Annotated in this window: 27 protein-coding genes and 1 pseudogene; 13 read left to right on the top strand and 15 right to left on the bottom strand. The window is 59.5% G+C overall.

Annotation, left to right across the window (positions count from 1 at the left end; genetic code table 11):
• The first annotated feature begins 8 nt into the window (after positions 1-8).
• The 6 genes from J4O76_RS19225 to J4O76_RS19250 all read left to right on the top strand — a co-directional run bounded on the left by J4O76_RS19225 (position 9) and on the right by J4O76_RS19250 (position 3,490).
• On the top strand, positions 9-557 hold the full coding sequence (locus tag J4O76_RS19225) for a hypothetical protein (RefSeq protein WP_426283669.1): 549 nt from the start codon (positions 9-11) through the stop codon (positions 555-557).
• 73 nt (positions 558-630) lie between these two features.
• Positions 631-792: a hypothetical protein gene (locus J4O76_RS19230; RefSeq protein ID WP_426283670.1), complete on the top strand. Its 162-nt coding sequence runs from the start codon at positions 631-633 to the stop codon at positions 790-792.
• Between the two features lie 54 nt (positions 793-846).
• The gene (locus J4O76_RS19235; protein ID WP_426283671.1) at positions 847-1,578 is read left to right on the top strand and encodes a Crp/Fnr family transcriptional regulator; all 732 of its coding nucleotides are present in this window, start codon (positions 847-849) and stop codon (positions 1,576-1,578) included.
• Entirely contained in the window at positions 1,578-1,811 is a 234-nt protein-coding gene (locus J4O76_RS19240; RefSeq protein WP_426283672.1) for a hypothetical protein, read from the top strand. Before J4O76_RS19235 ends, J4O76_RS19240 begins: the two co-directional genes overlap by 1 nt.
• A gap of 27 nt (positions 1,812-1,838) precedes the next feature.
• A complete protein-coding gene (locus J4O76_RS19245) occupies positions 1,839-2,612 on the top strand; it encodes a histidine phosphatase family protein (RefSeq protein WP_426283673.1) in 774 nt (257 codons plus the stop codon).
• Complete coding sequence (locus J4O76_RS19250) at positions 2,609-3,490, top strand: NAD(P)H-hydrate dehydratase (protein WP_426283674.1); 882 nt, start codon at positions 2,609-2,611, stop codon at positions 3,488-3,490. Before J4O76_RS19245 ends, J4O76_RS19250 begins: the two co-directional genes overlap by 4 nt.
• A gap of 16 nt (positions 3,491-3,506) precedes the next feature.
• Here J4O76_RS19250 and J4O76_RS19255 read toward each other — a convergent pair whose 3' ends face one another.
• The 4 genes from J4O76_RS19255 to J4O76_RS19270 all read right to left on the bottom strand — a co-directional run bounded on the left by J4O76_RS19255 (position 3,507) and on the right by J4O76_RS19270 (position 5,334).
• The gene (locus J4O76_RS19255) at positions 3,507-3,896 is read right to left on the bottom strand and encodes a hypothetical protein (protein ID WP_426283780.1); all 390 of its coding nucleotides are present in this window, start codon (positions 3,894-3,896) and stop codon (positions 3,507-3,509) included.
• Between the two features lie 103 nt (positions 3,897-3,999).
• Positions 4,000-4,359: a hypothetical protein gene (locus tag J4O76_RS19260; RefSeq protein WP_426283675.1), complete on the bottom strand. Its 360-nt coding sequence runs from the start codon at positions 4,357-4,359 to the stop codon at positions 4,000-4,002.
• An 82-nt stretch (positions 4,360-4,441) separates the two neighbouring features.
• Positions 4,442-4,990, bottom strand: a complete 549-nt coding sequence (locus J4O76_RS19265) for a DUF4142 domain-containing protein (RefSeq protein ID WP_426283676.1) — start codon at positions 4,988-4,990, stop codon at positions 4,442-4,444.
• Between the two features lie 62 nt (positions 4,991-5,052).
• Positions 5,053-5,334 carry a hypothetical protein gene (locus tag J4O76_RS19270; RefSeq protein ID WP_426283677.1) on the bottom strand — a complete coding sequence of 94 codons (282 nt, stop codon included), beginning with the start codon at positions 5,332-5,334 and terminating at the stop codon, positions 5,053-5,055.
• Between the two features lie 318 nt (positions 5,335-5,652).
• Between J4O76_RS19270 and J4O76_RS19275 the strand changes: the two genes are divergently transcribed.
• Complete coding sequence (locus J4O76_RS19275; protein ID WP_426283678.1) at positions 5,653-5,943, top strand: hypothetical protein; 291 nt, start codon at positions 5,653-5,655, stop codon at positions 5,941-5,943.
• A gap of 73 nt (positions 5,944-6,016) precedes the next feature.
• Here the strand turns inward: J4O76_RS19275 and J4O76_RS19280 are convergent, their stop codons facing one another.
• The 7 genes from J4O76_RS19280 to J4O76_RS19310 all read right to left on the bottom strand — a co-directional run bounded on the left by J4O76_RS19280 (position 6,017) and on the right by J4O76_RS19310 (position 14,268).
• Positions 6,017-7,513, bottom strand: coding sequence for an MFS transporter (locus J4O76_RS19280; protein ID WP_426283679.1), 1,497 nt, complete (start codon positions 7,511-7,513; stop codon positions 6,017-6,019).
• Positions 7,510-8,550 (bottom strand): lactonase family protein, encoded by a 1,041-nt coding sequence (locus J4O76_RS19285; protein ID WP_426283781.1) that lies wholly within the window; start codon positions 8,548-8,550, stop codon positions 7,510-7,512. The genes J4O76_RS19280 and J4O76_RS19285 overlap by 4 nt, the downstream gene beginning before the upstream one ends.
• Positions 8,550-9,605 carry a zinc-dependent alcohol dehydrogenase gene (locus J4O76_RS19290; protein ID WP_426283680.1) on the bottom strand — a complete coding sequence of 352 codons (1,056 nt, stop codon included), beginning with the start codon at positions 9,603-9,605 and terminating at the stop codon, positions 8,550-8,552. The genes J4O76_RS19285 and J4O76_RS19290 overlap by 1 nt, the downstream gene beginning before the upstream one ends.
• Before the next feature lie 10 nt (positions 9,606-9,615).
• On the bottom strand, positions 9,616-10,356 hold the full coding sequence (locus J4O76_RS19295) for an SDR family oxidoreductase (protein WP_426283681.1): 741 nt from the start codon (positions 10,354-10,356) through the stop codon (positions 9,616-9,618).
• A 2-nt stretch (positions 10,357-10,358) separates the two neighbouring features.
• Positions 10,359-12,581 carry a hypothetical protein gene (locus J4O76_RS19300; protein ID WP_426283682.1) on the bottom strand — a complete coding sequence of 741 codons (2,223 nt, stop codon included), beginning with the start codon at positions 12,579-12,581 and terminating at the stop codon, positions 10,359-10,361.
• Between the two features lie 10 nt (positions 12,582-12,591).
• Positions 12,592-13,116: a ferritin-like domain-containing protein gene (locus J4O76_RS19305; RefSeq protein WP_426283684.1), complete on the bottom strand. Its 525-nt coding sequence runs from the start codon at positions 13,114-13,116 to the stop codon at positions 12,592-12,594.
• 297 nt (positions 13,117-13,413) lie between these two features.
• On the bottom strand, positions 13,414-14,268 hold the full coding sequence (locus J4O76_RS19310) for a manganese catalase family protein (protein ID WP_426283685.1): 855 nt from the start codon (positions 14,266-14,268) through the stop codon (positions 13,414-13,416).
• 228 nt (positions 14,269-14,496) lie between these two features.
• On the opposite strand from J4O76_RS19310, the gene J4O76_RS19315 reads away from it, so the two are divergent.
• The 3 genes from J4O76_RS19315 to J4O76_RS19325 all read left to right on the top strand — a co-directional run bounded on the left by J4O76_RS19315 (position 14,497) and on the right by J4O76_RS19325 (position 16,490).
• A complete protein-coding gene (locus tag J4O76_RS19315; protein ID WP_426283686.1) occupies positions 14,497-15,420 on the top strand; it encodes an MBL fold metallo-hydrolase in 924 nt (307 codons plus the stop codon).
• Between the two features lie 14 nt (positions 15,421-15,434).
• Complete coding sequence (locus tag J4O76_RS19320; protein WP_426283687.1) at positions 15,435-15,653, top strand: DUF6894 family protein; 219 nt, start codon at positions 15,435-15,437, stop codon at positions 15,651-15,653.
• A 117-nt stretch (positions 15,654-15,770) separates the two neighbouring features.
• Positions 15,771-16,490, top strand: a complete 720-nt coding sequence (locus tag J4O76_RS19325; RefSeq protein WP_426283688.1) for a Crp/Fnr family transcriptional regulator — start codon at positions 15,771-15,773, stop codon at positions 16,488-16,490.
• 217 nt (positions 16,491-16,707) lie between these two features.
• Here J4O76_RS19325 and J4O76_RS19330 read toward each other — a convergent pair whose 3' ends face one another.
• Together J4O76_RS19330 and J4O76_RS19335 are read right to left on the bottom strand one after the other, a co-directional pair.
• Positions 16,708-17,802 (bottom strand): hypothetical protein, encoded by a 1,095-nt coding sequence (locus J4O76_RS19330; RefSeq protein ID WP_426283689.1) that lies wholly within the window; start codon positions 17,800-17,802, stop codon positions 16,708-16,710.
• Positions 17,753-18,379: a hypothetical protein gene (locus tag J4O76_RS19335; protein WP_426283690.1), complete on the bottom strand. Its 627-nt coding sequence runs from the start codon at positions 18,377-18,379 to the stop codon at positions 17,753-17,755. Before J4O76_RS19335 ends, J4O76_RS19330 begins: the two co-directional genes overlap by 50 nt.
• A gap of 257 nt (positions 18,380-18,636) precedes the next feature.
• Between J4O76_RS19335 and J4O76_RS19340 the strand changes: the two genes are divergently transcribed.
• Positions 18,637-19,863 (top strand): NADH-quinone oxidoreductase subunit D, encoded by a 1,227-nt coding sequence (locus J4O76_RS19340; RefSeq protein ID WP_426283691.1) that lies wholly within the window; start codon positions 18,637-18,639, stop codon positions 19,861-19,863.
• 81 nt (positions 19,864-19,944) lie between these two features.
• Here J4O76_RS19340 and J4O76_RS19345 read toward each other — a convergent pair whose 3' ends face one another.
• The gene (locus J4O76_RS19345; RefSeq protein ID WP_426283692.1) at positions 19,945-20,964 is read right to left on the bottom strand and encodes a D-cysteine desulfhydrase family protein; all 1,020 of its coding nucleotides are present in this window, start codon (positions 20,962-20,964) and stop codon (positions 19,945-19,947) included.
• Positions 20,965-21,353: 389 nt separating this feature from the next.
• Between J4O76_RS19345 and J4O76_RS19350 the strand changes: the two genes are divergently transcribed.
• Together J4O76_RS19350 and J4O76_RS19355 are read left to right on the top strand one after the other, a co-directional pair.
• A complete protein-coding gene (locus tag J4O76_RS19350; RefSeq protein ID WP_426283693.1) occupies positions 21,354-21,533 on the top strand; it encodes a hypothetical protein in 180 nt (59 codons plus the stop codon).
• A 347-nt stretch (positions 21,534-21,880) separates the two neighbouring features.
• Positions 21,881-22,774, top strand: coding sequence for an alpha/beta hydrolase family protein (locus tag J4O76_RS19355; RefSeq protein WP_426283694.1), 894 nt, complete (start codon positions 21,881-21,883; stop codon positions 22,772-22,774).
• A 115-nt stretch (positions 22,775-22,889) separates the two neighbouring features.
• Here the strand turns inward: J4O76_RS19355 and J4O76_RS19360 are convergent.
• Positions 22,890-23,194, bottom strand: a pseudogene (locus J4O76_RS19360) (Na+/H+ antiporter NhaA).
• Between the last annotated feature and the right edge of the window lie 102 nt (positions 23,195-23,296).

Raw genomic sequence — 23,296 nt, forward strand, 5'->3', positions numbered from 1 at the left:
GAAGGGCCGTGAGCAAGAATCTTGTCGATACTTCGACAATCCGCGGGTGGGGCGCAGATGCGAATTCGGATAACGACCCGACCTTCCCTATTCGCCACCGCGAAAGCCTAGAGACACGCGGGCTGACATGGCCGCGACCGGCGCAACAAAATTCCGACATCGAAATCCTCCAGTCGATCGAACACAACCGGCGTCCGGCCGTGATCGGCACATCGACGCCGCCGAGTGGCATTAGCGGGATGATCCGTCGCTACGCCTTTCGTCGCAGCGAGTCCGACTGGTTGCACTGGCTGCTCCTGATGGGCGCGGACCGGATGAACGTCGTCGAAGGTGTGATCGAGGATCTCGGCAAGGGCCATGTGCCGAACATCCCGGCCGAGATGGGCGCACGGGCGGAATGGAAGCACAATAAGAAGGGGCTCGTCACGAAAGTTGCAGTCGTGGCAGGGCTCACGACCGCGACCATACTCGTCTTTCGCGCGAGACGTTTCAAGGATCAGGCAAAGCCCGGCAACGCCGATATGCTCGCGTTGAGCGCGCCGGAGACGTTCTCATAAGGAACATGGGCCACTTCCGTGCGGCGAATCAGGCCAACTCAGGACGGACAGTGATAATCGGACGGAAGGTAGAATGGCGAAGAAAAATGATGCCCGACCGCAACGCGGAATGCTGATCGGCCTAGCAATAGGATCCATCCTGATGGCCGTTCTGCTGTTCCTTTTCTACGAACATGTACACAAGCCTGCCGTGCAGTCGAAGCCAAACCAAGCACCGTTAGCAACGCAGAATTGATACACCATTTCCTGTCCTCCGTACTGAATCTGATACCTTTCCACTGAGGAAACAATGGTCGCCAAACACGCGAATGCACTGACCACGATAATTGATAAACTACAAAGCCTGGGGACGCTCGATCAATCCGATCGAGACGCTCTTAGCTCCTTGGTTTTTACCGTAAGCACTGCCCCGGCGAACCACGATCTAGTAAAACAGGGCGCGGCAGTAACAGACCTGCAGGTTCTGCTGGACGGCTACGCATGTCGATACAAGATCACTGCGGGAGGAGCGAGACAGATCGTTTCGTTCCATATCCCAGGCGACATTCTGGACGCGCAGCAACTGCTGCTCGGATGTGCGGACCACTTCGTTCAAACGATCACCAGTGCGACCATCGGTGTCGTTCCTTTGGTCGAATTTCGCCGTATCCTGAAGCTCAGGCCCAATGTCGCAGAGGCACTGTGGCGTGACACGTTGATCGACGCGTCGATATACCGCGAATGGGTGCTGAACGTCGGCAAGCGCGATGTAACGTCGCGGATCGCGCACATGCTGTGCGAATTTGCGTTCCGACGCGAAAATGCAGGGCTGGGACCGCCGGAGCGGTGCGAATTGCCGATGACTCAACATCAGATCGCCGACGCCACCGGCTTGTCCGCGGTCCATGTAAACCGCGTGCTCCACGAACTGGCGCGCAATGGGCTTATCGCTCCCGACAAACCGGAAGTGGAAATCGTCGACTGGTCACAACTTTGCCGGATCGGAGATTTCGACTCGAGCTATTTGCACGGAGCGGCCTAGTGGTGCTCTCTTTCCAAGCCGTGACCCTGGACAGCAGCTCGCCCGATCAAGAGGGCAGCCTGGTCTTCCGTGACGGCCGGCTTTTGGCCGTGATCACACGCCTGAGCGATATTCATCCTGAACTGGCCGGGCGGTGGTTCGTCGAAGCGACATTCGGGAAGGTCCCGATCGTTCATCCGCCCGCTTTCGAGACAATTGATCAATTCGAGGACTGGATTTCGAATGCCGAATAGCCTGACCGTTCAGCACGGGCCGAAGCCATGAGCCCGCAACGCTGGCCGTCCAGGCTGTGGATCATACGTCATGGCGAGAGCGCGGGAAACGTTGCCCGCGACGAGGCCCACGCTTGCGGGGCAGATCGCATCGAATTGGCGGCAAGGGACGTGGATATCGTCCTGTCCCAAAAGGGTGAAGAGCAGGCACAGGCTCTCGGCACATGGTTTGCAACGGCCGAACCCGGCGATCGTCCTGACGTCATGTTGGCCTCCCCCTATACCCGTGCCCGCGCGACGGCGACGCTGTTCCGCGATGCCGGCGGTGCCGTCGGTGCCGTCGGCGACGAGCCGATATATGTCGACGAACGGTTGCGCGAGAAGGAGTTCGGCATTCTCGATGGGTTGACGACCAGTGGTGTCGCGTCGGTATACCCGGATCAGGCTGAGTTCAGGCGCATCCTCGGCAAATTCTATCATCGGCCGCCCGGCGGAGAGAGCTGGTGCGACGTTATCTTCCGCCTGCGGTCGCTGATGGACACGATCGCATTGCACTATGCCGGACGCCGCGTGATGATCGTCGCGCATCAGGTCGTCGTCCTGTGCCTGCGCTATGTCATCGAGAACCTGACCGAGGACGAGATCCTGGCGATCGATAACCAAGGCGATGTCGCGAACTGCTCGGTCACCGAGTATCGGTTCGATCCCGAGGGACCGCAGGGTGGAGCGCTCAAGCTCGTTCGCTACAACGATGTCGTCGACCACGAGGGGTCCGCTCCCGTCACCGCCGAGCCGGACCGTACCACGGGAGTAAGAGGATGACCGATACCATTCCTCTTGATAGCAACTGGATCGCTGCCAACCCGCCTCCCGTTCACGGCAGCGGAACCACCAAGAATAGCCGGGGACGTGTCTTGGCGATCGGAGGTTCGGCTATGGTCCCCGGCGCGCTTCGGCTCACGGGTGAAGCGGCACTTCGAGTTGGTGCGGGCAAGCTCCAGATGGCAACGATCGCATCGGCAGCGATCGGACTCGGCCTGGTCGTACCGGAAGCGGGTGTTCTCGCGCTGCCGCAAGACGCCGACGGAGAAATCGCCGGCACCGCGGGCCCGTTACTCGAAGAGTCGTTGAAAGGGTGCGATACGCTGGTCATTGGACCAGGTATGGGGTCCACCGACGCTGCGAAGACTCTCTTGCGGCTCATCCTGACGCAGCCCTGCGACAAGGTAACCCTGGTCGTCGACGCCTTGGCGATCGGATCCGCACGGGATATGCGCGAAGCGCTTGCTGCGTTCGACGGTCGCATGGTTTTCACACCGCATCACGGCGAGATGGCCATGCTGACGGGCCTGGAAGAAGACATGATCGCGCAGTCACCAGAAAAAGTCGCGCGCGATGTCGCTGTCCAGTACGGGGCTGTTGTGGTCCTCAAAGGCAGCGATACCGTCATCACGGCCCCCGATGGAACGACACTGCATTATGGTGGTGGAGGCACCGGACTTGCGACAGGCGGATCGGGAGATGTCCTGGCCGGCGCGATCGGGGGCTTGCTGTCCCGTGGCGCTTCACCGATCATCGCAGCCGGTTGGGGTGTCTGGCTGCACGGGCAAAGCGGACGACGCGTCGCAACTACAAGTGGGCCTATCGGCTTTCTGGCACGAGAGGTTCCCGCCGAGTTCCCTCGCCTGCTTCCGCAATAGCCTGGCGTTCAGTAACTCAGCGGGCTTTGATTTTGCTGTACGGCACGAACTGACCAAGTGAGACAAAGCCGCGCGGAAAACGCGAGCCACGATCAATCAGCCGAACCGTGTCGATGCTGCAGAGCTGCGACCCGGTGGTACGCGTGACGAGTATGTCATCGCGATGCAGCGACTGGGCGCCGGATCGCGGTTCGTTGACGTAAAGCCGGCTTCCAACCCGGTAAACGATGGCTTTGCCGTCTATGATTTCAGATGAGTTCGAGCCCGAGAGGCTGATGCAGTTGACGGGTTTACCCGCAACGCGCCCGACAAGCATTTTCTGCAACTGTACGTCAGGAGCATCGCGACGCGCTGCGATAGCGGGACTAGCGAGAGTCACCGCTGCGAGAAGCATTAGTTTAAGCATAAGCTTTCCTACACATTGAGTGCTGAACGAATGCTGATCGAACACCTGCATCCGTCCCGTCCAAGCCCTTTGTCGCACCTCATTAAAAAGGACCTACGCCGGGTTACTTAGACTGCTGAGTCTGGCGGACCCCGCCGCCTCCGCCAGGCGTGTCGGCATCATAGTCCTCGGTAGCGTTTCCTCCGCCCGCCCCGGCACCGCTACCATGCACTTCGCCGGTCTTCTCATCGATATAAGCGCGTCGGCCAGCGTCAGGCGGAATGTCTTCGCCCGGCGCCTTGTTCGGCGCTGCGACATTCGCTTCCCGATTGTCCCGACTTACGCCGACCTCGACGTTGCGCGGCTGGTCCTTCTCATAGCTGTCATACTCTTCGCCTGAGTAATGCCCGACGGTACCGTCATCGTTCCCGCGAAACGCCGGATTATCGTCGGTTTCCGGGGGCGGTAAGGGGCCTGCTGACATCGTCTCACTCCAGAAAATCATACGGATTTGGACATGTAGGGACATCGTCGGGAACGGAGCGCCGATACGGCGCTCCGCCGTTTTACATACCCGACATGTTCGCCATCGGCTTACCCGCCTGCATCTTCATCGCAGCATCGAGATGCTGTTTCACAATCGGTACCGCAGCCTTGGCCGACATGCGCAGGGGCGCCTGATCCCCGCCGCTCGAATAGCTTTGGTGAAGGTCCAGTGCGGCCTGATGCGCCGGAATCTGCTGATCGATGTAGAGGCGGTCGAAATCCGCTGCGGATGCGGTCTGCAACTCATTAATCGATGCTGTCGCGCCGGCATCAAGCACAGGCGGCGTTGGCGTCAAACCTGCCTTGGTCGCCGCCTTCACGGTCGCGGCTGTTGTCTTTTGATGGTGCTTGATCAGCATGGTCGCAAACTTGCGGATCACAGGCGTCTGCGACTTTTGCAGCGCGACCTGGCTCGAGTTGATCTCGTACAGATCGCTCATTCCGGCAGCCATGACATAGGGCATCGCAGCTGTTTTCGCCTCGGGCGGCGGTGGTGGCGGCGGCGTCTGCGCAAACGATGCTGTGCCGACCGTCGCTGCGAGCAACATTCCAATGTGTTTGATTTTCATTGGTTCTCTCCTGAAAAATTCATTTGGGATTTGCGTTCGATAAGGCCAGTTCACAGTAGCTTTTACGACCCATCTCTGACGACGGCAGCTAACGATCCGTCGGGGTTACGGCCCTCGCGGGCGAGGGCGGCATCCTGCTGTGCTTGGCGCACATCATCCGGACTACCTTCTCTTGCGGCGGGAATGGCGACTTCGGCAGTTCCTCCGACATTGGCCGAACCGTGCAGTGCTCCTGCGATCTCGAGATCGAATTCGCCCGCTTCGATGGCCGATCGCATGTTGACAAGGTAATCGGCGAAGCGGTCTGCAGGGATGAAGTTCGTCGTCTGACCGCCAATGGTCAACGTGGCTCCGTTCCGCGTCGTAGGCGTAAACGCTACATGCTCGCCGTCACGGACAAACCAAGTTCCTGAGCGAACGCCGTCAGTCGCCCACGCCTTCTCCGCTAGATGCAGATCCTGCAGCACTTCGTCGCGGTCGGAAGCCAGGTTGGTCGAAGACGGTGATACCGCGTCCCGTAGGACAGACGTTACAGCGTTGATAATGCTTTCTAAGGCCACATCTATTCCCCATAACATCTTGCTGTCACGGCCAGTTCGAGAGACCCGAATGCCGTATCGCCACTACAATTGGCTAGCTCGGCATGTCAGCATCGAATTCGGGTGATCGGCGTTACCAAGCTTTCCGAAGAGAAGCTCTTTGCAAAATGGGAGCGCAATATCAGTACCCTCACCTCAGTATTGACGGCGACGTCATTGCCCGCTGTTGCCTCAGCAAATCACCAGATACGGCCCCATCACCGCGAACCGAATGACACTTTCAATTACCAAACGACCGAGATAGATTTCGGCTTCATAATCGCCGCAAATATCTACATGATCCAGGTCAATGGAGCTGTCGTTGAGTGGAATCTGCGCCCATCTTGGGAGGCTATGCCAATTCGCTTGAGCTAACCGGGAGCAATTTCCGGTAAGACCGCCGCAACAAGCTGCGTTTCGACAGAACATTAGCAACAGGTAAAGCCCGTCAGTCCAACGATTTCGCTTGCCTCAATCGCAGTCGCACCCGCGCATCACGGAGCAGAGAGACGGGGATCGCGGTCGCGCTTCGTAATCCGGCAACGGTGGAGATGTTGCGGATGCCGCGGCGGGTGTCGTCGAGCATCTTGCCCATCAGTTCCCGCGGCTCGATCTCGCCTTGTTCCTGCACGAGCGACAGCCGGTGCATGGCGTAGAGGCCGATCAGTCCGGCGATCAGGAAATAGAAATCCCAGTTGGTCAGTACGAGCGGTAGACCAAAGCTGCGTTCCGGGTTCGACCACCGAACCAGCACCTCGAGTTTCCGCTTTGCGAAGAAGTCCGCCAGCAGACCGCCGATGATCGGTGCCGTACCCGCAGCGACCGCGGTCACGGTCGCGCTGGCCGCCACATACGCGGTGGCGCTACCTCTTGGCGACAATTTGAGCGCGATATTGGTGGCGGTAAGCGTGACGCCGGCAACGGATGCGCCCATCAGCAGATGCAGTGCGATCAGCCACAGCTTGACCAGATCGCGGTCGCCGATCTGCGATGCGCCGATCATACCGACGATCGACACGATGTACGCCGGCGCACAGACCGCGAGGACCGATTTGTTGGCGAAGCGGTCGCTGAGCATACCCCAATAGCGCAGCGCCCCGATGTTCGCGATCTGGCTGACCACGCTCAGCACCAGCACAAAGCTGACATTGAAATGGAGCTGCCGGACGATGAACACGGTAAAGAATGGCGTCGCCAGGTTCACCGCAAACTGCCAGCTGCCGACGAACACCAACAGCCGCCGGAAATTGCCGTCGCGGAGCGGCTGGCGAAGCAGTTCGACCAACCGCACGTCGCCGACCGGCACCGGCATCATCGGTTCCGGCATTGCGCTGACCACCCGGGCGCTCATCAGGCCGGTGATACAGCCGATCGCGAACATGCTGGCGAATACCAGGTTGCGCGCGGGCGAATGCTCGGCGGTCAGGTCGAGCGCGAACGCCGCGGCAAGCCCCAGGGCGAGGCTTATCGCGGTCAGCCAGATCGTGCGCCTGGCGAATATCTGCCCGAGCCGGTTTTCCGGTGCCAGATCGCGCAGCCACGAATTCCACGCGCACGTGCCGATCGCCCCCAGTCCGCACAGTATCCACTGCGCGCCGAGAAACGTGAACAGCGCGCCGGTACCGGTAAAGAAGGCGGTTGCCGCCATGACGCCCAGCATGAGACGCCCGGCGATACTGGTGAAAACCGAGATGCGTTTTCGCGTGCGCCGGCGTTCGACCAGCAGGATCGCCGGAAGCTGGAGCAACTGCGCGAGGAACGGTGCGCTCGCAAGAATCCCGATCATGAGATTGGAGGCGCCCAGATGCAGCGCAAAGGCCGTGAGGATCACGCCGCTCGTCAGCGCCGCGGCGCCACCGGAGAACGCGGCCTCGACGATCAGCAGCGACAGCCCGCGCTCACGCTCCTGCTCGGTTACATCAGGTTGCGGATCGAGCGTGATCATCCGGGCAAGGGGCCCCCCGCAAATACGAATACCGGGGCCCGTACGTCGATGGCCTGATGATGCGGCGCCAGCGTACCGTCGTCCCGCACGTCGAACACAGTGACCGTGTCTCCTTCTTCATTCGCCAGGACGAGCAGGCGTTCCTCTTCGAGCAGTGCGAAGGCACGCGGCGAAGCGCCGCCGCTCGGCACGTGTTGAAGCAGATGTGGGGTATGGCCGTCGCTCCAGTCGAACACGGCGACGCTGTCATGGCCACGGTTGGTGACGTAGATGCGCCCACCCGAACGATCCAGCGACAGGTGACCGGCGATGCTCGTACCTTCGAAACTGTCGGGCAGGGTCGAGATCGCGTGGATCGCGGTCAGGCTTCCGCCTTCGACGTGTAATAGCGTCAGCGTGCTGGCAAGTTCGCTCGCGAGTATGGCTAGCGGCAGGGTTGGGTGGAAAACCAAGTGCCGCGGACCTGATCCGGCCGGCGCCGAGTAAGCCAGATGTCGCTCGCCAAGGCGGTCCGCCGTTGGGTCGAACGGATAGGCGAGGATCTCATCCGTTCCGAGATCGACGTGGAAGAGCCATTGGCCGTCGGGTCCGAAGCGAACGCAGTGCGCATGCGGGCCTTCCTGACGATCCTCCACGGGCCCGCAGCCTGTATTCGCACGAACGTCCGGATCGTCGCATGGCAGTCCGGTTGCAGGATCGAGCCGGAACATCGCGATGCTGCCGCTGCCGTAATTTGCGACTGCCAGCCTGCCCTCGTCCGCGTCGAGCACGACATAGCAGGGGTCGGCGCCCGCGGTCGCCACGCGCCCGACTTCTCGCCAGCCGTCTATGGTTTCCCGGAACACGCCGACCGTGCCGGTGCGGTGCTCGTCGACTAGGTAATGAAGATCGTGACGGGCGGAATAGGCCGCGAACGACGCGTTTCGCGCACTTGGGAAAGCGTCTTCGCACGCCCACCCATGGGTTGCATGAAAGCCCAGCCGTTGAAGTCCCGGGCCGCCGCTCTCCGCGTAGGTGCCAACGAAAATCGGCGGCATCACGATATCGTGATCGCGACGAATACCGCCCCGGTTTTCTCCTTCGCATCGGCCGTTTCGAACGCGTCGTTGATGTCGTCCAAAGCGAACCGGTGCGTGATAAGGCTCTTCGCGTCGAGCTTTCCCTTGGCCAGCAGGTCCAGCACCATACCCTGTTCGGGATAGATGTCGCGATAGGCGAAGCTGGCGCTCATGATGATCTCGATCTCGGACATCTGGATGCGCTGCCATTCGAGCGGGATCGCGATCTCACCCGCGTCGAAACCGCCGACGACGACGACCTTGCCGCCGCGCCGGACGAGCTTGGTCGCGAGTGGCAGTGTTTCCGGCATCGACAGACCGCCCGCGCATTCGAAACAGACATCGGCCCCACGCCCGCCAGTAAAGTCCATGACGCGGGCAACCACGTCCTCTTGCGCGCTGTCGACGATGGCGTCGGCGCCGAGTTCCTTGGCCAGATCGAGTGAACTGCCGACACGGTCGATAATCAGCACGTCGGCGCCGCTCATTTTCGCGAGTTGCAACTGTCCCAGCCCGATCGGTCCTGCGCCGATGATCGCGATCTTCTGATTGACCCCGACATTGGCGCGGTGATGGGCATGCAGGCACACGGAAAACGTGTCGATCAGCGCCGCTTCCTCGAAGCTGACGTGATCGGGCAGTTTATAGAACTTCCTCTGCGGCCCGCAGACGAACTCGCCGTACGCGCGCGAGACGTATTTGGTGCGGACGTCGTAGAGATGTTCACAGATATTGTAGCGCTGGATCCTGCAATAGTCGCAGACCTCGTCGCCCATGACGGTCTCGATCACGACGCGGTCGCCGGGCTTTAGATCGGTCACGTCTTCGCCGACCTCCACGACTTCACCCGCCAGTTCGTGACCGACGATATGGCATTCGAGTTCGGGTTCGGCCTTGTTCCAGTGGTGCAGGTCGGTGCCGCAGATGCCGGCGACGCGTACGCGTGCAAGTACGAAATCGCTGGTCGGGATAATCGGGCGCTCGACTTCGGCGATTTCGAAACGCCCGTCGGCGGTCTTCAATGCGGCCTTCATGGGGGATCCTTCAGCTCGTCTTCTGCACGCGCGGTTCGATGCGAAGATTGACGATGTCGGCGCGTTCGGAGCGGGTCAGCGCGAAGACGATCGTCTCGGCAATTTCGTCGGCGTAGAGCATCTCGTGATCGGCGATCGCCTGTTCCTTCTGGTCGTCGCTGCACTCCTGCATGGGCGTCGAGACGGAGCCAGGCTGGATCACGCTGACTTTGATGTTCTTTTCCGCGACTTCCTTGCGAAGCGTTTCCGCGAAGGCCTGGATGCCCGCCTTGGTCGCGGCGTAGACGCTTTCGCCGACTGCCTTGATCTCGTTGCTGATAGATCCGACGAACAGCAGATGCCCCCCGCCCTGCGCATCCATCCGCAGGATCGCCCGGCGCGCGCTGGCGAGCGTGCCGATCAGGTTGGTTTCGACGACATAACGCCAGGCATCCTCCTCCATCTCATGGATCGGCTCCGCACCCAGCGCGGCGGAGGTCACGAGCATGTCGATGCCGCCCAGCGTTTCGTCCATATGCGCGAAGACCGCGTCGATCCCCCCCTTTGTCGCAGCATCGGCGACGATGCCGTCCACGCTGCCGGGTCCAGACCTCGCCTGTTCGAGCGCCTGGTCGAGGCTGTCCTGATGGCGGCCGAACGTCAGCACGCAGGCGCCGTGCTGGACGAGTTGCGCGACCGTCGCGAGGCCGATGCCGGTGGTTCCGCCGGTTACGAGGATACGCTTGCCGGTCAGGTCGATCCTGTCAGTCATGATCATTCCCACGTGAGTATGAGTTGGCCGCTGGCCGAGACGTTATAATCGATGCGGTCGGCCGTGGTCTGGTACGGGCGGATGATATCGCTGCCCGCCGTCGTGACGGTGACCTTGCCGAGCTTCCGCCGCTTTCGGCGCACGATGCTAAGACCGGCGGTGCACGTCTCGCCGCCGTCGAGCGTGATCGTCAGCGCGCGGTCGCTCGTCCGTTCCATCGACTGGATGAAATGATCGCAGAAGACCTCGAACGGTGCATTCTCGATCCGATGTACGCTGCGTGTCGCAAATATCATCGCGGCGCCCGCGCCATAGACCTCCTGCCCCACCTGCCCGGCCAATTTTCCATCGGCGTAGAGATCCTCGACCGGAAACGAGAGCGTCCGGTCGATATGGCCGTTGGTCTCGCGCTGCTTGGGCGAGAGCGCTTCGGGCGGCAGTGCGTCGGGATAGAAATACCAGGCGCGGTCCAGTGCATATCGGCAATATTCCGACACAAGCATGCGTGCGGCGGGCTCGAGGCTCGGGCCGCTGTCTTGGAGATAGCGCTGAAACGCGACGAAGGAATCAAAGCATTCGTAGATCGCCATGTACGGCGCATCCTGAAGGCAGGTCACACCCAGGAAGGTCTTGTAGTGCGCCGCGTGGCCGATCTCGCTCTCCCATATGACGCAGTTGTGGAAGAAGCTCGCGAGATAGACGTAGCTCTGCTCGAGATAGACCGCACGGTTGGTGATCCGCCACAATCGCATGCACGCGGCCGCCCCCCAGGCGGTGAGGTTCGCCTGATAGTTGACGTTGAACCGCAAGCCGATCGCTGCCTCGATCGCAGCCCGCGCCTCATCCAAATACCGTTTGTCGTCGGTCAGCTCGAACGCCTGCAACATCACCCAGGCATAGATACCACCAACATCGGTTTGCCCGCGGCCATCAGCGCCTGCGACGTCGGTGATGACGCTGAAGTCGGTGACCTTGTACTGGACCGGCCATTTATACTCGAAATGCCGCGCCGCCTTGATCCCGTAGTCAAGGGATTTGAGCAGAAGCGACTTCGCCGTCTCGTCGCCGTCGAGCGCCAAAATGCCGAGGTTGAGCATCGGATGGTACAGGTACCAGCTGTCGACCGCGTCAGCGTCCTTGTCGTCGCCGACGTTGGGCAGGTATCGCCGAAGCGACTTCAATTTGGGATCGTAGAACTTCTCGAGCCCCGCCTTGAACTCGACCTCCAGCGGATGTGGCTCGCCGGTCCATCTTCCCCAGTCGTGGATTGCGGCGACGATCGACATCTGCACCATGATGTCCGGGTATTCCGCGCCCGTGTAGGGGTGGACGTACCGATGGCCGTAATGCTCGATCGTGGCCTCGGGTGCCTTGTCGAGGTCGCGCAGAGTCCGCTCGGCGCGATCGACCCAGTCGCGATATTCGACTTGGGGAAGATCGAACGCCTTGTAGGCGACGCCGAGCATCTGGAGAAAACGCCGTGCCGTTTCGCGTTCATGGGGCGGGGCATCGTGACGAAAGACGAGGATCGCATCGGATAGCGTCACTTCGACACCCGCCTCCAGCACACTGGAGGTCGCATCGGTGCCGGGCTTCGGGGTAGGCATGAGATAACCGAGCTCGGGCCATGTCCCACCAACCGCGCCGTCCGGGGTCGTGCCCGTTGCCCGGTAATAGTCGTTCAAGGCCGTCAGGTTCTGCACGTACAGCACGTCGCCGAAGCGCGGCCGATCCACGTGCAAGTACACCATGCCGACGTTTAGCCCACGCTGGCTGGCTTCGACGCTACCCTTTGCTCCGAGCGGATCGTCCGCTTCGTCCAGCGGATACAGGTCGCGAGGCATGAACGGGATTTCCATGGGTGCAGCAGGCGTGAACCTCACCGTGACGCGCACGTTCTCGAGCGCATTGGCCCCTGAGCGCAAGGTAACGAGGTGCTGGCCGATCGCGCTGCTGATGGTCAGTCTGACCGTTTCCCCTGGCTTGGGCTTGACCGCCTTGCAACTGAACGGTCCCGCCAGATGGGCAGCGCGCAGGGCTACCCCTCCCTTACCTTCCCGCCGAACCACCACCATGACCGAATCGTCGGTAGCGTGAACGGCGACGTCCAGCTCGCCCGCGACGAATGTCGCCTTGGATTTTGGAACCGGATTTTGGCCAAATTGGCGCAGGCCTAGCAGGTACGGGCTGACGGCGTCCTCGGTGGTCTTGCTGATCGTCGCCATGATGGATCGCTCAAACCTTGGCTGTGCTCGCGCCGCCATCAGCGTAGAGCGATGCGTAACGACGGGTCACCATCGGCAACGCTTCGTCGATCCACTGCGCCATGCTCTGCTCTTCGCGCAGGGATTGCTGTAACAACGCGGTCGCCTGGGTGATCCCAGCATCCTCCGCCAGCGTCAGCAACGACTTGTACGCAGCGATCTCGAAATGCTCGAACGCGTAATTGGCGAAGCTGTTCTTGAGGATTTCGTCACCGGCCACGCTATGCGAAATCGCCGCCATGCTGCCGGTAAAGCTCAGGCCCGCATCCTTCAGTACCGAACCGCTGGTGTCGAACGTCGCCAGGATCTCGTCCAGCCGGGCGATCTGATCGTTGGTTTCCTCGATATGCTCGCGTAGCCGGTCGGCTATCTCAGGGTAGTTCTCGATGCGCGCCACCTGTGGCGTCATGATCGAGAGCGCCTGCTTCTCCACAGCGTGAAGATTGACGGCGCCGGTGATGAAAAGAGTCTTCAGCGTATCGGGTGAGGTGCTCATATCTAATCCTTCCAGAATAGGAATTGGCCAGGCGCGACGGAGATGGTCGTCGTCACCCCGTTTCTTCGGCGATCATATTGTTTTCTGCCGCGTTCTTAACGTCGTGGCTGTTGAGCCCGACGAAGGTCATCACGACGATTGCCACGATCGAGATCATCACCACCGCGGCGATGATAGTCGCGCGTGATCGCCCCCCTTTTCCGTTCTCTATCATGCTACCTGCCTATGCCATCGTCCGACAACGCGCGGTGCGACCGCACGCGAATCGAGGAGGGAGCACACGCCCCCCTCCTCGTTTCAGCCGATCTGCTGGTTCTGCGCACCGCTGTCGGGGCGTGCGGGTCCCATTACCGGTTCGTCGCCGAGCGGTTCGTTACGGAACACGGTGAACTCGCCCTTGCCGTCTATCGACGGACCCGACGTCCAACGGCCTTCCGGGAAAGTGCCGTCGACCGAGGTCGCGTAGAAATTATAGTTGTTCTGCTGATCTTCCATGTCCTGCGGGAAGCTGTTGGGGATCGGCAGGTTCATGGCTTCGGCGCCAAGCTCCTCGATTACTGCTAGCCACTGCTGCTGATGCATCGTGTCGCGCGCGATCATGTAATGAAGCATCTTCTTCATGCCCTCGTCGTGCGCCGCGTTAAACAACCGGACCGCGAGGACACGCCCCGTGCTCTCGGCCGCGACGTTGCAATACATATCGGCTGCAACATTCCCGCTGGCGTAGATATGGCTCATGTTGAACGGCACGCCGTCGGAATCCATTGGCATCGCGGCCATACCGCCCGAAAGCAGGTTCTTGTGGATTATGCCCTCGATGCTGTGACGCGGGTTTTCCCCGCCCATCACCGCACCAACGATGCTGTCCTTGACACCCTCTTCCTGAAGATGCGTCGGCGCCTTCTCGAGATTCAGCGCGACGGCCGTCGCCAGCATCTCGATATGACCGATTTCTTCAGTTGCCGTGTGCAACAGCATGTCACGGTATTTGGTCGTCGGCGCGCGATTGCCCCATGCCTGGAAGAAGTATTGCATGCAGACCCGGATCTCGCCTTCGACCCCGCCGATCGCCTGCTGAAGCATACGTGCGAACGCAGGGTCGGGATTGGTGACCTGGACTGGGTACTGCAGTCGCTTGTCATGATAATACATTGCGCACTCCAAAGATGGTCTCTCGATGAACGCCATCTTCAACGCGGTTTACCTGGTCGGTTTCCAATTAATCCGAGCGTTTTAACGTGTGTTAACGCGTTTTTCAAAGCGTCCTTATGAAGAGTGTCTAATATCCGTCCGCTACAGGTCGAGCATTACCAGCTAAAACATTGCTCCGTACAAACGGTTGAAAACATTAGACTATCTCGGCATTCACGCGGCAGCCGCGTGACCGCTGATGAGCTGGTACTTGTTGAGAGGATAGGCATGAAGGTTCACCATCTCAATTGTGGCACGTGCTGCCCCATCGGCGGGCATCTGTTCGATGGCTACAGCACCGGGGTCTCCGCTCACCTGGTATGCCACTGCCTTTTGATCGAGACCGATAATGGCCTGGTGCTCGTCGATACGGGCTATGGCGCGCAGGATATCGCTCGACCGCGCGATCGCCTCTCCCGCTTCTTTATCGCGCTGAACCGGCCGCAATTGCGACCCGAGGAGACCGCGGTTGCGCAGGTCCGTCGGCTTGGCTTCGATCCAAGCGACGTCCGGCACATCGTCGTCACACATCTCGATTTCGATCACGCAGGCGGTATTGAGGATTTCCCCAACGCACGCGTACACGTCACCGCACGCGAGAAGGAGGTCGCCGACGAACGCAAGGGCGGTGCGTTCGTGTCGCGCAAACGCTATCGTCCCCAACAATGGAACGATGCAGCGAACTGGTCACTTTACCCGCTGGGCGGTGGCGAGCCTTGGTTTGGTTTCGACGCCGTACGCGATCTTCAGGGCCTCCCGCCAGAAATCCTTCTCGTCCCTTTGGCAGGGCATACCTGGGGCCATGCCGGCGTTGCCGTGCTTGAAGACAGCGGTCGTTGGCTTTTCTATGCCGGCGATGCCTATTTCCAGAATGGAGAGATCCGAGGCGATCATCGGACCTGCCCTCCGGGACTGCGGGCGTATCAGCGCCTGATGGAAGTCGATGCCGCCGCGCGGATCGCGAACCAACGCCGACTGCGCGCTCTCGCCGGACAACAGAGTGATGCCATCCGAATTTTCTGTGCCCACGATCTGACCGAGTTTGAACGGCTCTCGTTGCAGGAACGGCCGACCTCCCATCCTGCTCTCGCAACCCTTCCCGGCAATTTGTGATGCCGACCTACTACATGAACGTCCGCGCGCGTGACGGCGTGATACTGCAGACCGACTCTGTTAGCGCAAGGGATGCCGAGGGTGCGTTAATCGAGGCAAACCGACTCTTCTGCCGGCTTGCCTCCCGCTCTTCCGACATTCTCGATTTGCAGGGCCGTATCGATGTCACCGACGACGACGGTCGGACCGTGGCGCGACTGATCATGACGGAATCGATCGCCGCGATGCGGTAACGACTGGGGCCCGGTTCTTGCCGTTCACGGTCCGATTATGCATATGCGCGGTCCGCACGCCGCCAGCCGGCACTAAAGACAAACGGCCTAGGTCGGCAATCCACGCAAGGATGCGACATGTTAGAACGTCATTTTGCGAAGCTTCGCGCCCGCAACGTGCTGTCGCCAGACGACGAGCAGACGATCCGAACGGCGATTGGCGAATACCGCGAACATCCTGCCGATCATGTACTGATCAACCCCGGTGTCGAGTTGACTCATAGTACGCTGCTGCTTGACGGCATACTGTGTCGATACCGGGATCTGCGCAATGGCCAGCGCCAGATCACAGAATTGCACGTCGCGGGTGACTTTGCCGACCTGCACAGCTTTACGCTCAAGCACCTCGATCATTCGATCATGTCGTTGACGCCGTGCCGGGTGGCAACCGTCCCCCATGATCGTTTGACCGAAATCACTCGGCAATCCCCGCATCTTACTCGGTTGTACTGGTTTTCGACAAACCTTGACGCTGCAATACACCGCGAGTGGGAAATATCGCTCGGCCGGCGTAGCGCACGCGCGAAGCTCGCGGCACTGCTCTGTGAATTGTTCGTCCGCTTCGAGATCGTTGGTCTTACGCAGGGCCTCAGCTACGAGCTTCCTTTGACGCAGACCGATTTGGGAGATTGTACCGGACTGACGAACGTCCATGTAAACCGCACGTTGAAAGATTTGCGGGACAGCGAAATCGTCACCTTCCAGGACGGAAAGGTAACGATCCTCGATTGGGCCGCTCTCACTCATGCAGGCGAATTTGATCCTGCCTATCTATATCTGGAAAAACGCGACCGGTAAGTTCGGCTATATAGTCGACATGCGAACCGCATCAGCCGCACCTTATCGCGGACTGAGTATGTCATCTAGTCGGCGCCTCGTCCCCGCAATCGGTAAGAGATGCGGGTAGCGCAGCCCACCTGGATAGCAGATGGACACGCTCCGGTGTCGCTTACCATTCTGCACCAGCAGATCGATCGCGCCACCGTTGCGTGCTTCTGAAATTGCCCGCTTGATTTCATCGCCGGTGAAGCTTCGACCATTGACGGCGACTATCGTCGATCCTGCAACAAGCCCCCCCTTCAAAAGCTAGACTTCCCCAGATAACTTCTTGCATTGCGCCGTCCGACGATAACAGGAGGCCAAGGGAAAACATTAGGTCGATCGTGTTCAAAGCTGTGTTCGAGGCGATGCCGAAATCAGACTGCGTATCGCGATAGACAAGCTCGTATCCTCCACGACCTATCCCTGCCAACGGTGCTCCTTCGGCCTTGCCCTGAAGCCGCTGGGTCAGAAAGCCGGTCCAGTCATAGTCTACGATCGCGCCTAGGGTATCTACTACTTCTGCAAAGTCGTAGGGCCGCGTGACGAAACTACCGTCGTCCTTCCCGAAGAACGCTCGTGCAAAACTGTCGAGCGATCGGCTTTCGTCGGAAAGTTGCCGGATCAGAGTGTCGATCTCAAGCCACACCAGCTGGCCTTCCGAATAATAATCCTCACTACGCTGCCAACTTGCCCACGGTAGCGGCCTTCGAGCCGCTATTATCGGATCCCGTTTGGTATCGCTCAACGTCCGCCACCGCCTACCCTGACGGATGCCATAGCTTGCGGCGGTTTGCGCCAACGCCTCGATAGCCATCTGCTTGGTCCAAAGCCCCGACCGCGCAGCGAGGACTTGCCCCCAATACTGGGTTTGACCTTCGTATACCCACATCAAACTATTCCGGATCGGCTTCTCGAATGTCGGCGTCCAGGAATCCGCGCCCCGTCGGTATTTCCTATTCCAGCTGCGTGTGTACTCGTGGGCGATTGTGTCTCGCTTCGGTGCGCTGGCCCCCCAATCCGTAAAGTAGTTCGGTACGGTTGCCGTTTCGCAAGACCGATGATGCTCAACGCCAATCCCACCAAGCTCGTCGCTCAGTGCAAGCGGAAATTCATATCGGTCAAAATGGCGGGCGCCAAATAAGGCATCGGCCTGCGTGACAAGCGCTCGATGGGGCTCGATCTGCTCTTCGGTAGCACAGAGGAGATCTACGCTGTCGCCGACGATATTTAGATGAACCTCACCTGCGGCATCGAGTACGATTCGCCGGAAGTAACGGCCTGCGAACATTGGCGAATCCACGAGAACGTCGAGTTGGACTGGATCGAACCACGTCGTGGCCTCCGACCGCGACGCTACCGACAGGGCGCAGCCAATCTGGCGGTAGCGTGATCGACGGCGTTACGGTGATACCTCGCGCGAAATAGCCCGCGGGGTACAGAAGCACCGTGTTCCATTGAAGGTTCAACATCTCGGGCGTGACGATGACGCGCCCTTGGGTCGGGCTGGTCGGGGAGAGAAACTCGAATTCGAGGTTCAGGCTCGTCACGCCCTCCGGAACGTCGATGTGGAAAGCGTGCATCTCGACAGCATCGCGGCGCCACGTGAGTTCCTGATCATCCGCTCGAATTATAAAGCCAGCGAACAACTCGATTGGCGCATCAGGCGAGTGATAGCCGGGGAGCCACTTCGGATATAGCAATGTCAAATTCCCAGCACGTGTGACTGGTACCGTTTCACGTACTCTGAAAATTCTTCGGTCTAGGTCAGCAGCGTCGACATCGAGAACGATTACCCCTGCGTACGGGGTATCTTCGGGCGGACTTATACCGATCGCAGCCGGAGCGGGATGAGGACGTGTAACCATTTCTCGACCTACGCACGCCGCAACCGAATGGCCTTTGATGTAATTTAAAACTTAGCGAAAAATACGGTTAATACTGATCAAGTCGAGGTTCAAAGCAGTGAACCCCATCTGCATTCGGGCTCCGTCGGGATTCCGGTAGTCAGCGCCCCCACCCCTGCGCAGCGAAGCATCAGTTTTTCCTAAGATCGTTAACCTACGTTGTTCATGACTAGCCCATAGTTGGGCTTAACGGAATGGATAGTTTGAAAGGTAACGTCATGGCCAACCACGACAGTAAGCCGATCGCCAACGATGACGACGCCCAGCGAGACGTCCGCATAGCAAATTACACCGTGAACTTCGGGCCGCAGCATCCCGCTGCCCATGGTGTGCTACGACTTGTTCTTGAGCTTGACGGCGAGATCGTTGAACGCGTGGATCCGCACGTCGGCTTTCTCCACCGGGGAACCGAAAAGTTTATAGAGAACAAACCGTATTTACAGACCATTCCATACTTTGATCGTTTGGATTATTGCTCACCTCTTTGCATGGAACACACCTACGTCCTGGCCATTGAGAAGCTATTGGACTTAGAGGCGCCGATTCGAGGTCAGTATATTCGCGTTCTCTTCGCAGAACTGACGCGTATTATGAACCACCTGCTAAATCTTGGAAGCCACGTTATGGACGTGGGTGCCATGACCCCGAATCTTTGGCTTTTTGAGCTACGCGAAGATACGATGAACTTCTACGAGCGCGTCTCCGGATCGCGTATGCATGCCAACTACTTTCGGCCGGGGGGAGTCCGCCAGGACGTTCCGGGACAGCTTTTGACTGATATCGACGAATGGCTCGACACTCGTCTGCCAAGACTATTTGAAGATGCGATCGCTTTGGTGGCGGATAATCGCGTATTCAAACAGCGCAATGTCGATATCGGCGTTGTTAGTCAGGAAGACGCAATAAAATGGGGTTTTTCTGGACCGGTCCTGCGTGGTTCCGGCATCTCATGGGACTTAAGAAAGTCGCAACCCTACGACGTCTACCGACTAATGGATTTCGAAGTGCCCGTCGGTACGAGCGGTGACTGCTATGACCGCTTCATGGTCCGAGTCGAGGAGGTCCGCCAGTCGGCACGCATCATGAAGCAGTGCCTGCGCGATATGCCCGAAGGGCCGACCGCGAGTGCCGACCGTAAGGTGGTTCCGCCTAAGCGCGGCGAGATGAAGCAGTCCATGGAGGCGCTCATCCACCACTTCAAGCTGTTTACCGAAGGATTCCACGTACCAGCGGGGCAGGTGTATGTCGCCACGGAGAGTCCCAAGGGGGAGTTCGGGGTGTATCTTATCAGCGACGGTAGCAACCGCGCTTACCGCTGCAAGATACGCCCGACGGGGTTTAGCCATCTTCAAGCGATGGACATGATGACGCGCGGACATATGCTGGCTGACGTGACCGCCGTTCTCGGATCGATCGATATCGTTTTCGGCGAAGTAGACAGATGATTGACAATTAGACGATTGGCCTACCCAAGATCTCTAAGGATTTTGGGTATCGAACTCAACTTGGCCTGACGGTCGCCAAGACTAATCACGCCGAAACGCCGGCTCGTATGCGAATAGGCCTGGCAAGCCGCCTGTCATAATAAATAACACCGGCTCCTCGTTGCGCCACGCGCCGTCTCGAATATTAGCGATGAGGCCAGTAAAGGCCTTTCCGCCATAGACCGGATCGAGCAGCAGCCCCTCAGACCGGGCAACTAATCGGACTGCTTCGAACATTGCCTCAGTCGGCATGCCGTAGCCAGCGCCTAGTTGGCCGTCCATGACGACGATGTCGCCCTCTGTGAACGCGCTGGCCGGATCGATGAGTGCCAGGGTCCTCAGGGCAAGTTCGTTGGTGATTGCCCGCGCTTTTTCGATTGGGGCAAGGACGGTGAAAGATTCGATCCGACCGGGCTTGTCGCCGGCCGCCTTCAGCCCCGCAGCCAAGCCGGCATGTGTGCCGGAGCTACCGTTCGGCACGATGATCCGGTTGAAGCGAAGGCCCAGGTCCTGCTCCTGCGCCATTATCTCGTCTGCGCACACGGCATAGCCGAGGCAACCAAGCGGCGAAGAGCCACCGGAGCCGACGACATAGGCGCGGCGCCCCTCGGCGCAGAGTTGCTCAGCACGGTCCTGAGCTACCGCTAAGGCATCAACACCATCTGGTTTTCGTAGTACGGTTGCGCCGAACAGATCGTCGAGCAGCACATTGCCGTTGCGTCGGTACGCTTCGTCGTCCCGCGCGACCGTATCGGTCAGGACCAACTCGCAGGAAAGCCCTGCTCTCGCTGCCGCAGCCGCGCTCAGTCGGGCATGGTTCGATTGTCGCGCACCTGTGGTGACAAACGTATCGCAACCCTGGTCTATCGCTTCGCCGATCAAGAACTCCAGTTTCCTAAGCTTGTTGCCGCCCCCACCGACGCCCATCAGGTCGTCGCGCTTGACGTAGATCGGAGGGGAGCCCCCGCATCCAAGTGCCTGTTCCAGCCGAGTCAGACGCTGGATCGGCGTGCGCGCTTCAAGCAGGATAAATCGAGGTCGTTCCTCTAGCTGGGTAAGCATTGATCGTTCCGGTCCAACGGTAAGTGTCTCTCGTGCCAGCTTCGGGCAATCTCGTCACGCTCAAGAACTTATAGGCGGTGATTCTCGCAATCGTTGGCCGCGAGGACCGGCTGGATTTTACGCCGGTCTACCGTCAGCTTGTCCTCTAAATGAAACATATTCAGGCGCTTGGTCCGTCCTTGCCTCTTCCCTAAGCCCGACGTTCCTCGACTTCGCTATTGCGCGTCCGCTTGCGTCACTGATCCCCACCTTACGGTCAATGTCTACAGGCATGGGCCGGACGGAACGTCCACAGGCTACCCCGGAAGAGGTGATACAGGTTAGTAGGATTGATTTGGCCCTGCTCTTCCGCGTCATACGTTATTACGGTCGCAGCAAAGGAGCGGATCATGAGCGACAACGAGCCAAACTCCGACGAGGGTGCCAACCCCGCCGAGGACATCAAGAAGCAAAATCCGAACGGGACGACGACTGGCGACCAGACTGGTGAAGCTCGCAGCGACCATAAAGTTGAGAAACTCGCGAAGGCTGGTCGCGATAACATGGACACGGATGAGGGTGCCGAATAGCTGGTCATCAAATACAAAGCTACCGAAGGAGATGGGTAATGACCGACAACAATCCTTCCGAGCCGAGCGGTGACGGTTTTCAGCAAATTGCTCACAGGAGCCTCGACGCCGGTATCGCGGATGAAGGTGCGGGATACACATAGGCAATCGACGCCAATACTGGCGACGATGAGAACGCAGAGGTCGAGGGAAAGTCGACGAAGGATCGAAGCGGTACGAGCGAAACTGACTGATACTATCGGTTAGTACCGTCGGGGGATGGACGAGGGTATCCGCCTGATGACAGGCGCATTCCCAGGGTTGGATATCTCCTTGAGGCGTTATTTCTTTATGCGGAATGGAAGGCAATGACCGGTTGGGATAATCCCCTCCAAGAGGTTCGTTCGGACATCGACGTATCGCCCGCCGTAGAACGCGCCCTCACCTGCGACCCGTCCATCGACCAATTCTTTCCGTCGGAAACGCTTGCCTGCGCCATTCCCAGCGGCGGAGTGAATCTCAACGGAGTACTCTACACCGCAGCAGGTGCAGGACCCCACCCGACCGTGGTCCTTTTGCATGGCCTTCCTGGCAACGAGCAGAACGTAGACCTTGCTCAGTCCGTGCGGCGAGCCGGCTGGAACGTTTTGACGTTTCACTACCGTGGTTCGTGGGGCAGCCCCGGCCAATTTTCGTTCGCCAATTGTATCGAGGATGCCGCGGCTGCGATCGGGTGGCTGCAACGCGTACACCACATAGCGGACTTCCGGATTGATCCTGACGCGTTCGCCGTCGTCGGCCACAGCATGGGGGGGTTCATCGCCGCGTATGTCGCCGCCCATCATCCAGTCATCAAAGCTGTCGCTCTGATCTCCGCGGCCGATCTAGGCGGCGCATTTGGCGACCCGCCCTTTAATCGGGCCGTCTCGGTTGTGGACGAGAATGTCGGCACCAGCACTGGCTTGCACATACTGGCGGGCACATCCCCGCAGGCCCTCGCTGCAGAAGCTACGGCGAATGCCACGCAGTGGCGTCTCTGCAATTTCGCTGATCGACTTGATGGACGACCTCTACTGATCTGCACGTCCGACGATGGTTTCGCCGCTGGTAATCGAGAATTGGCCGATGCGATGAGCGCCTCTACTGGACGTCTGGAGCAGACACATTTCTCGACCGATCACAGCTATTCGGACCACAGGATTGCGTTGCAACGAAGGGTGCTGGGATGGCTTCTATCGATGCGAGTGTCCTGCCCTCGCTAACTCGCAAGGCATACGAACGACCACCGCCGTCCGTAATCGCTCCATCCGCCGATCGGGTTGCTGCACTCGCTCCGCGACCACTGATGCGGGGAGCATTCAGGCAGTTGGCGGGCGATCAGACATGGTCAGGTTGCACGTCAGCCGAGCCCGACGCCCATCGCAGGGCGACATACCCGCGCCCGGCCGACACAACCGAGGCGATAAGAACGGCAAGGGACGCCATTTCGGTACGCTGCACGTCCGGAAAGGCAAGGTTGGCGATGAACAGCGAGATCGTGAACCCGATGCCCGACAACGTGCAATTTAGAGCACCATCCGCCAGGACAACCCCTCGAGGAGTTCCGCCAGCCGCAACGTCACCGCAAGGCACGTCGCCACGAAGAACCCCATTGGCTTTCCGAACGCCAGCCCGGCAAACATTCCTAGCGGCAAAGCATCTACCTACTCTCGGCAGCGCCTATGGTTGAAGTAAAGCCGACATGGTTTATCCGCCAGTTACCCGTCCACTATCTATCCTGTAAG

This window comes from Sphingomonas sp. NFX23 (assembly GCF_049887795.1).
Classification (GTDB): domain Bacteria; phylum Pseudomonadota; class Alphaproteobacteria; order Sphingomonadales; family Sphingomonadaceae; genus Sphingomonas.

Bases quoted from the DNA above. Each gene is read 5' to 3' on its own strand.
- J4O76_RS19340 (WP_426283691.1), top strand. From the start codon at position 18,637: ATGGCCAACCACGACAGTAAGCCGATCGCCAACGATGACGACGCCCAG.
- J4O76_RS19325 (WP_426283688.1), top strand. From the start codon at position 15,771: ATGTTAGAACGTCATTTTGCGAAGCTTCGCGCCCGCAACGTGCTGTCG.
- J4O76_RS19320 (WP_426283687.1), top strand. From the start codon at position 15,435: ATGAACGTCCGCGCGCGTGACGGCGTGATACTGCAGACCGACTCTGTT.
- J4O76_RS19285 (WP_426283781.1), bottom strand. From the start codon at position 8,550: ATGCCGCCGATTTTCGTTGGCACCTACGCGGAGAGCGGCGGCCCGGGA.
- J4O76_RS19330 (WP_426283689.1), bottom strand. From the start codon at position 17,802: ATGTTCGCAGGCCGTTACTTCCGGCGAATCGTACTCGATGCCGCAGGT.
- J4O76_RS19290 (WP_426283680.1), bottom strand. From the start codon at position 9,605: ATGAAGGCCGCATTGAAGACCGCCGACGGGCGTTTCGAAATCGCCGAA.
- J4O76_RS19260 (WP_426283675.1), bottom strand. From the start codon at position 4,359: ATGTCAGCAGGCCCCTTACCGCCCCCGGAAACCGACGATAATCCGGCG.
- J4O76_RS19335 (WP_426283690.1), bottom strand. From the start codon at position 18,379: ATGGTTACACGTCCTCATCCCGCTCCGGCTGCGATCGGTATAAGTCCG.
- J4O76_RS19305 (WP_426283684.1), bottom strand. From the start codon at position 13,116: ATGAGCACCTCACCCGATACGCTGAAGACTCTTTTCATCACCGGCGCC.
- J4O76_RS19295 (WP_426283681.1), bottom strand. From the start codon at position 10,356: ATGACTGACAGGATCGACCTGACCGGCAAGCGTATCCTCGTAACCGGC.
- J4O76_RS19230 (WP_426283670.1), top strand. From the start codon at position 631: ATGGCGAAGAAAAATGATGCCCGACCGCAACGCGGAATGCTGATCGGC.
- J4O76_RS19350 (WP_426283693.1), top strand. From the start codon at position 21,354: ATGAGCGACAACGAGCCAAACTCCGACGAGGGTGCCAACCCCGCCGAG.
- J4O76_RS19310 (WP_426283685.1), bottom strand. From the start codon at position 14,268: ATGTATTATCATGACAAGCGACTGCAGTACCCAGTCCAGGTCACCAAT.
- J4O76_RS19300 (WP_426283682.1), bottom strand. From the start codon at position 12,581: ATGGCGACGATCAGCAAGACCACCGAGGACGCCGTCAGCCCGTACCTG.
- J4O76_RS19235 (WP_426283671.1), top strand. From the start codon at position 847: ATGGTCGCCAAACACGCGAATGCACTGACCACGATAATTGATAAACTA.
- J4O76_RS19245 (WP_426283673.1), top strand. From the start codon at position 1,839: ATGAGCCCGCAACGCTGGCCGTCCAGGCTGTGGATCATACGTCATGGC.
- J4O76_RS19355 (WP_426283694.1), top strand. From the start codon at position 21,881: ATGACCGGTTGGGATAATCCCCTCCAAGAGGTTCGTTCGGACATCGAC.
- J4O76_RS19345 (WP_426283692.1), bottom strand. From the start codon at position 20,964: ATGCTTACCCAGCTAGAGGAACGACCTCGATTTATCCTGCTTGAAGCG.
- J4O76_RS19250 (WP_426283674.1), top strand. From the start codon at position 2,609: ATGACCGATACCATTCCTCTTGATAGCAACTGGATCGCTGCCAACCCG.
- J4O76_RS19255 (WP_426283780.1), bottom strand. From the start codon at position 3,896: ATGCTTAAACTAATGCTTCTCGCAGCGGTGACTCTCGCTAGTCCCGCT.
- J4O76_RS19280 (WP_426283679.1), bottom strand. From the start codon at position 7,513: ATGATCACGCTCGATCCGCAACCTGATGTAACCGAGCAGGAGCGTGAG.
- J4O76_RS19265 (WP_426283676.1), bottom strand. From the start codon at position 4,990: ATGAAAATCAAACACATTGGAATGTTGCTCGCAGCGACGGTCGGCACA.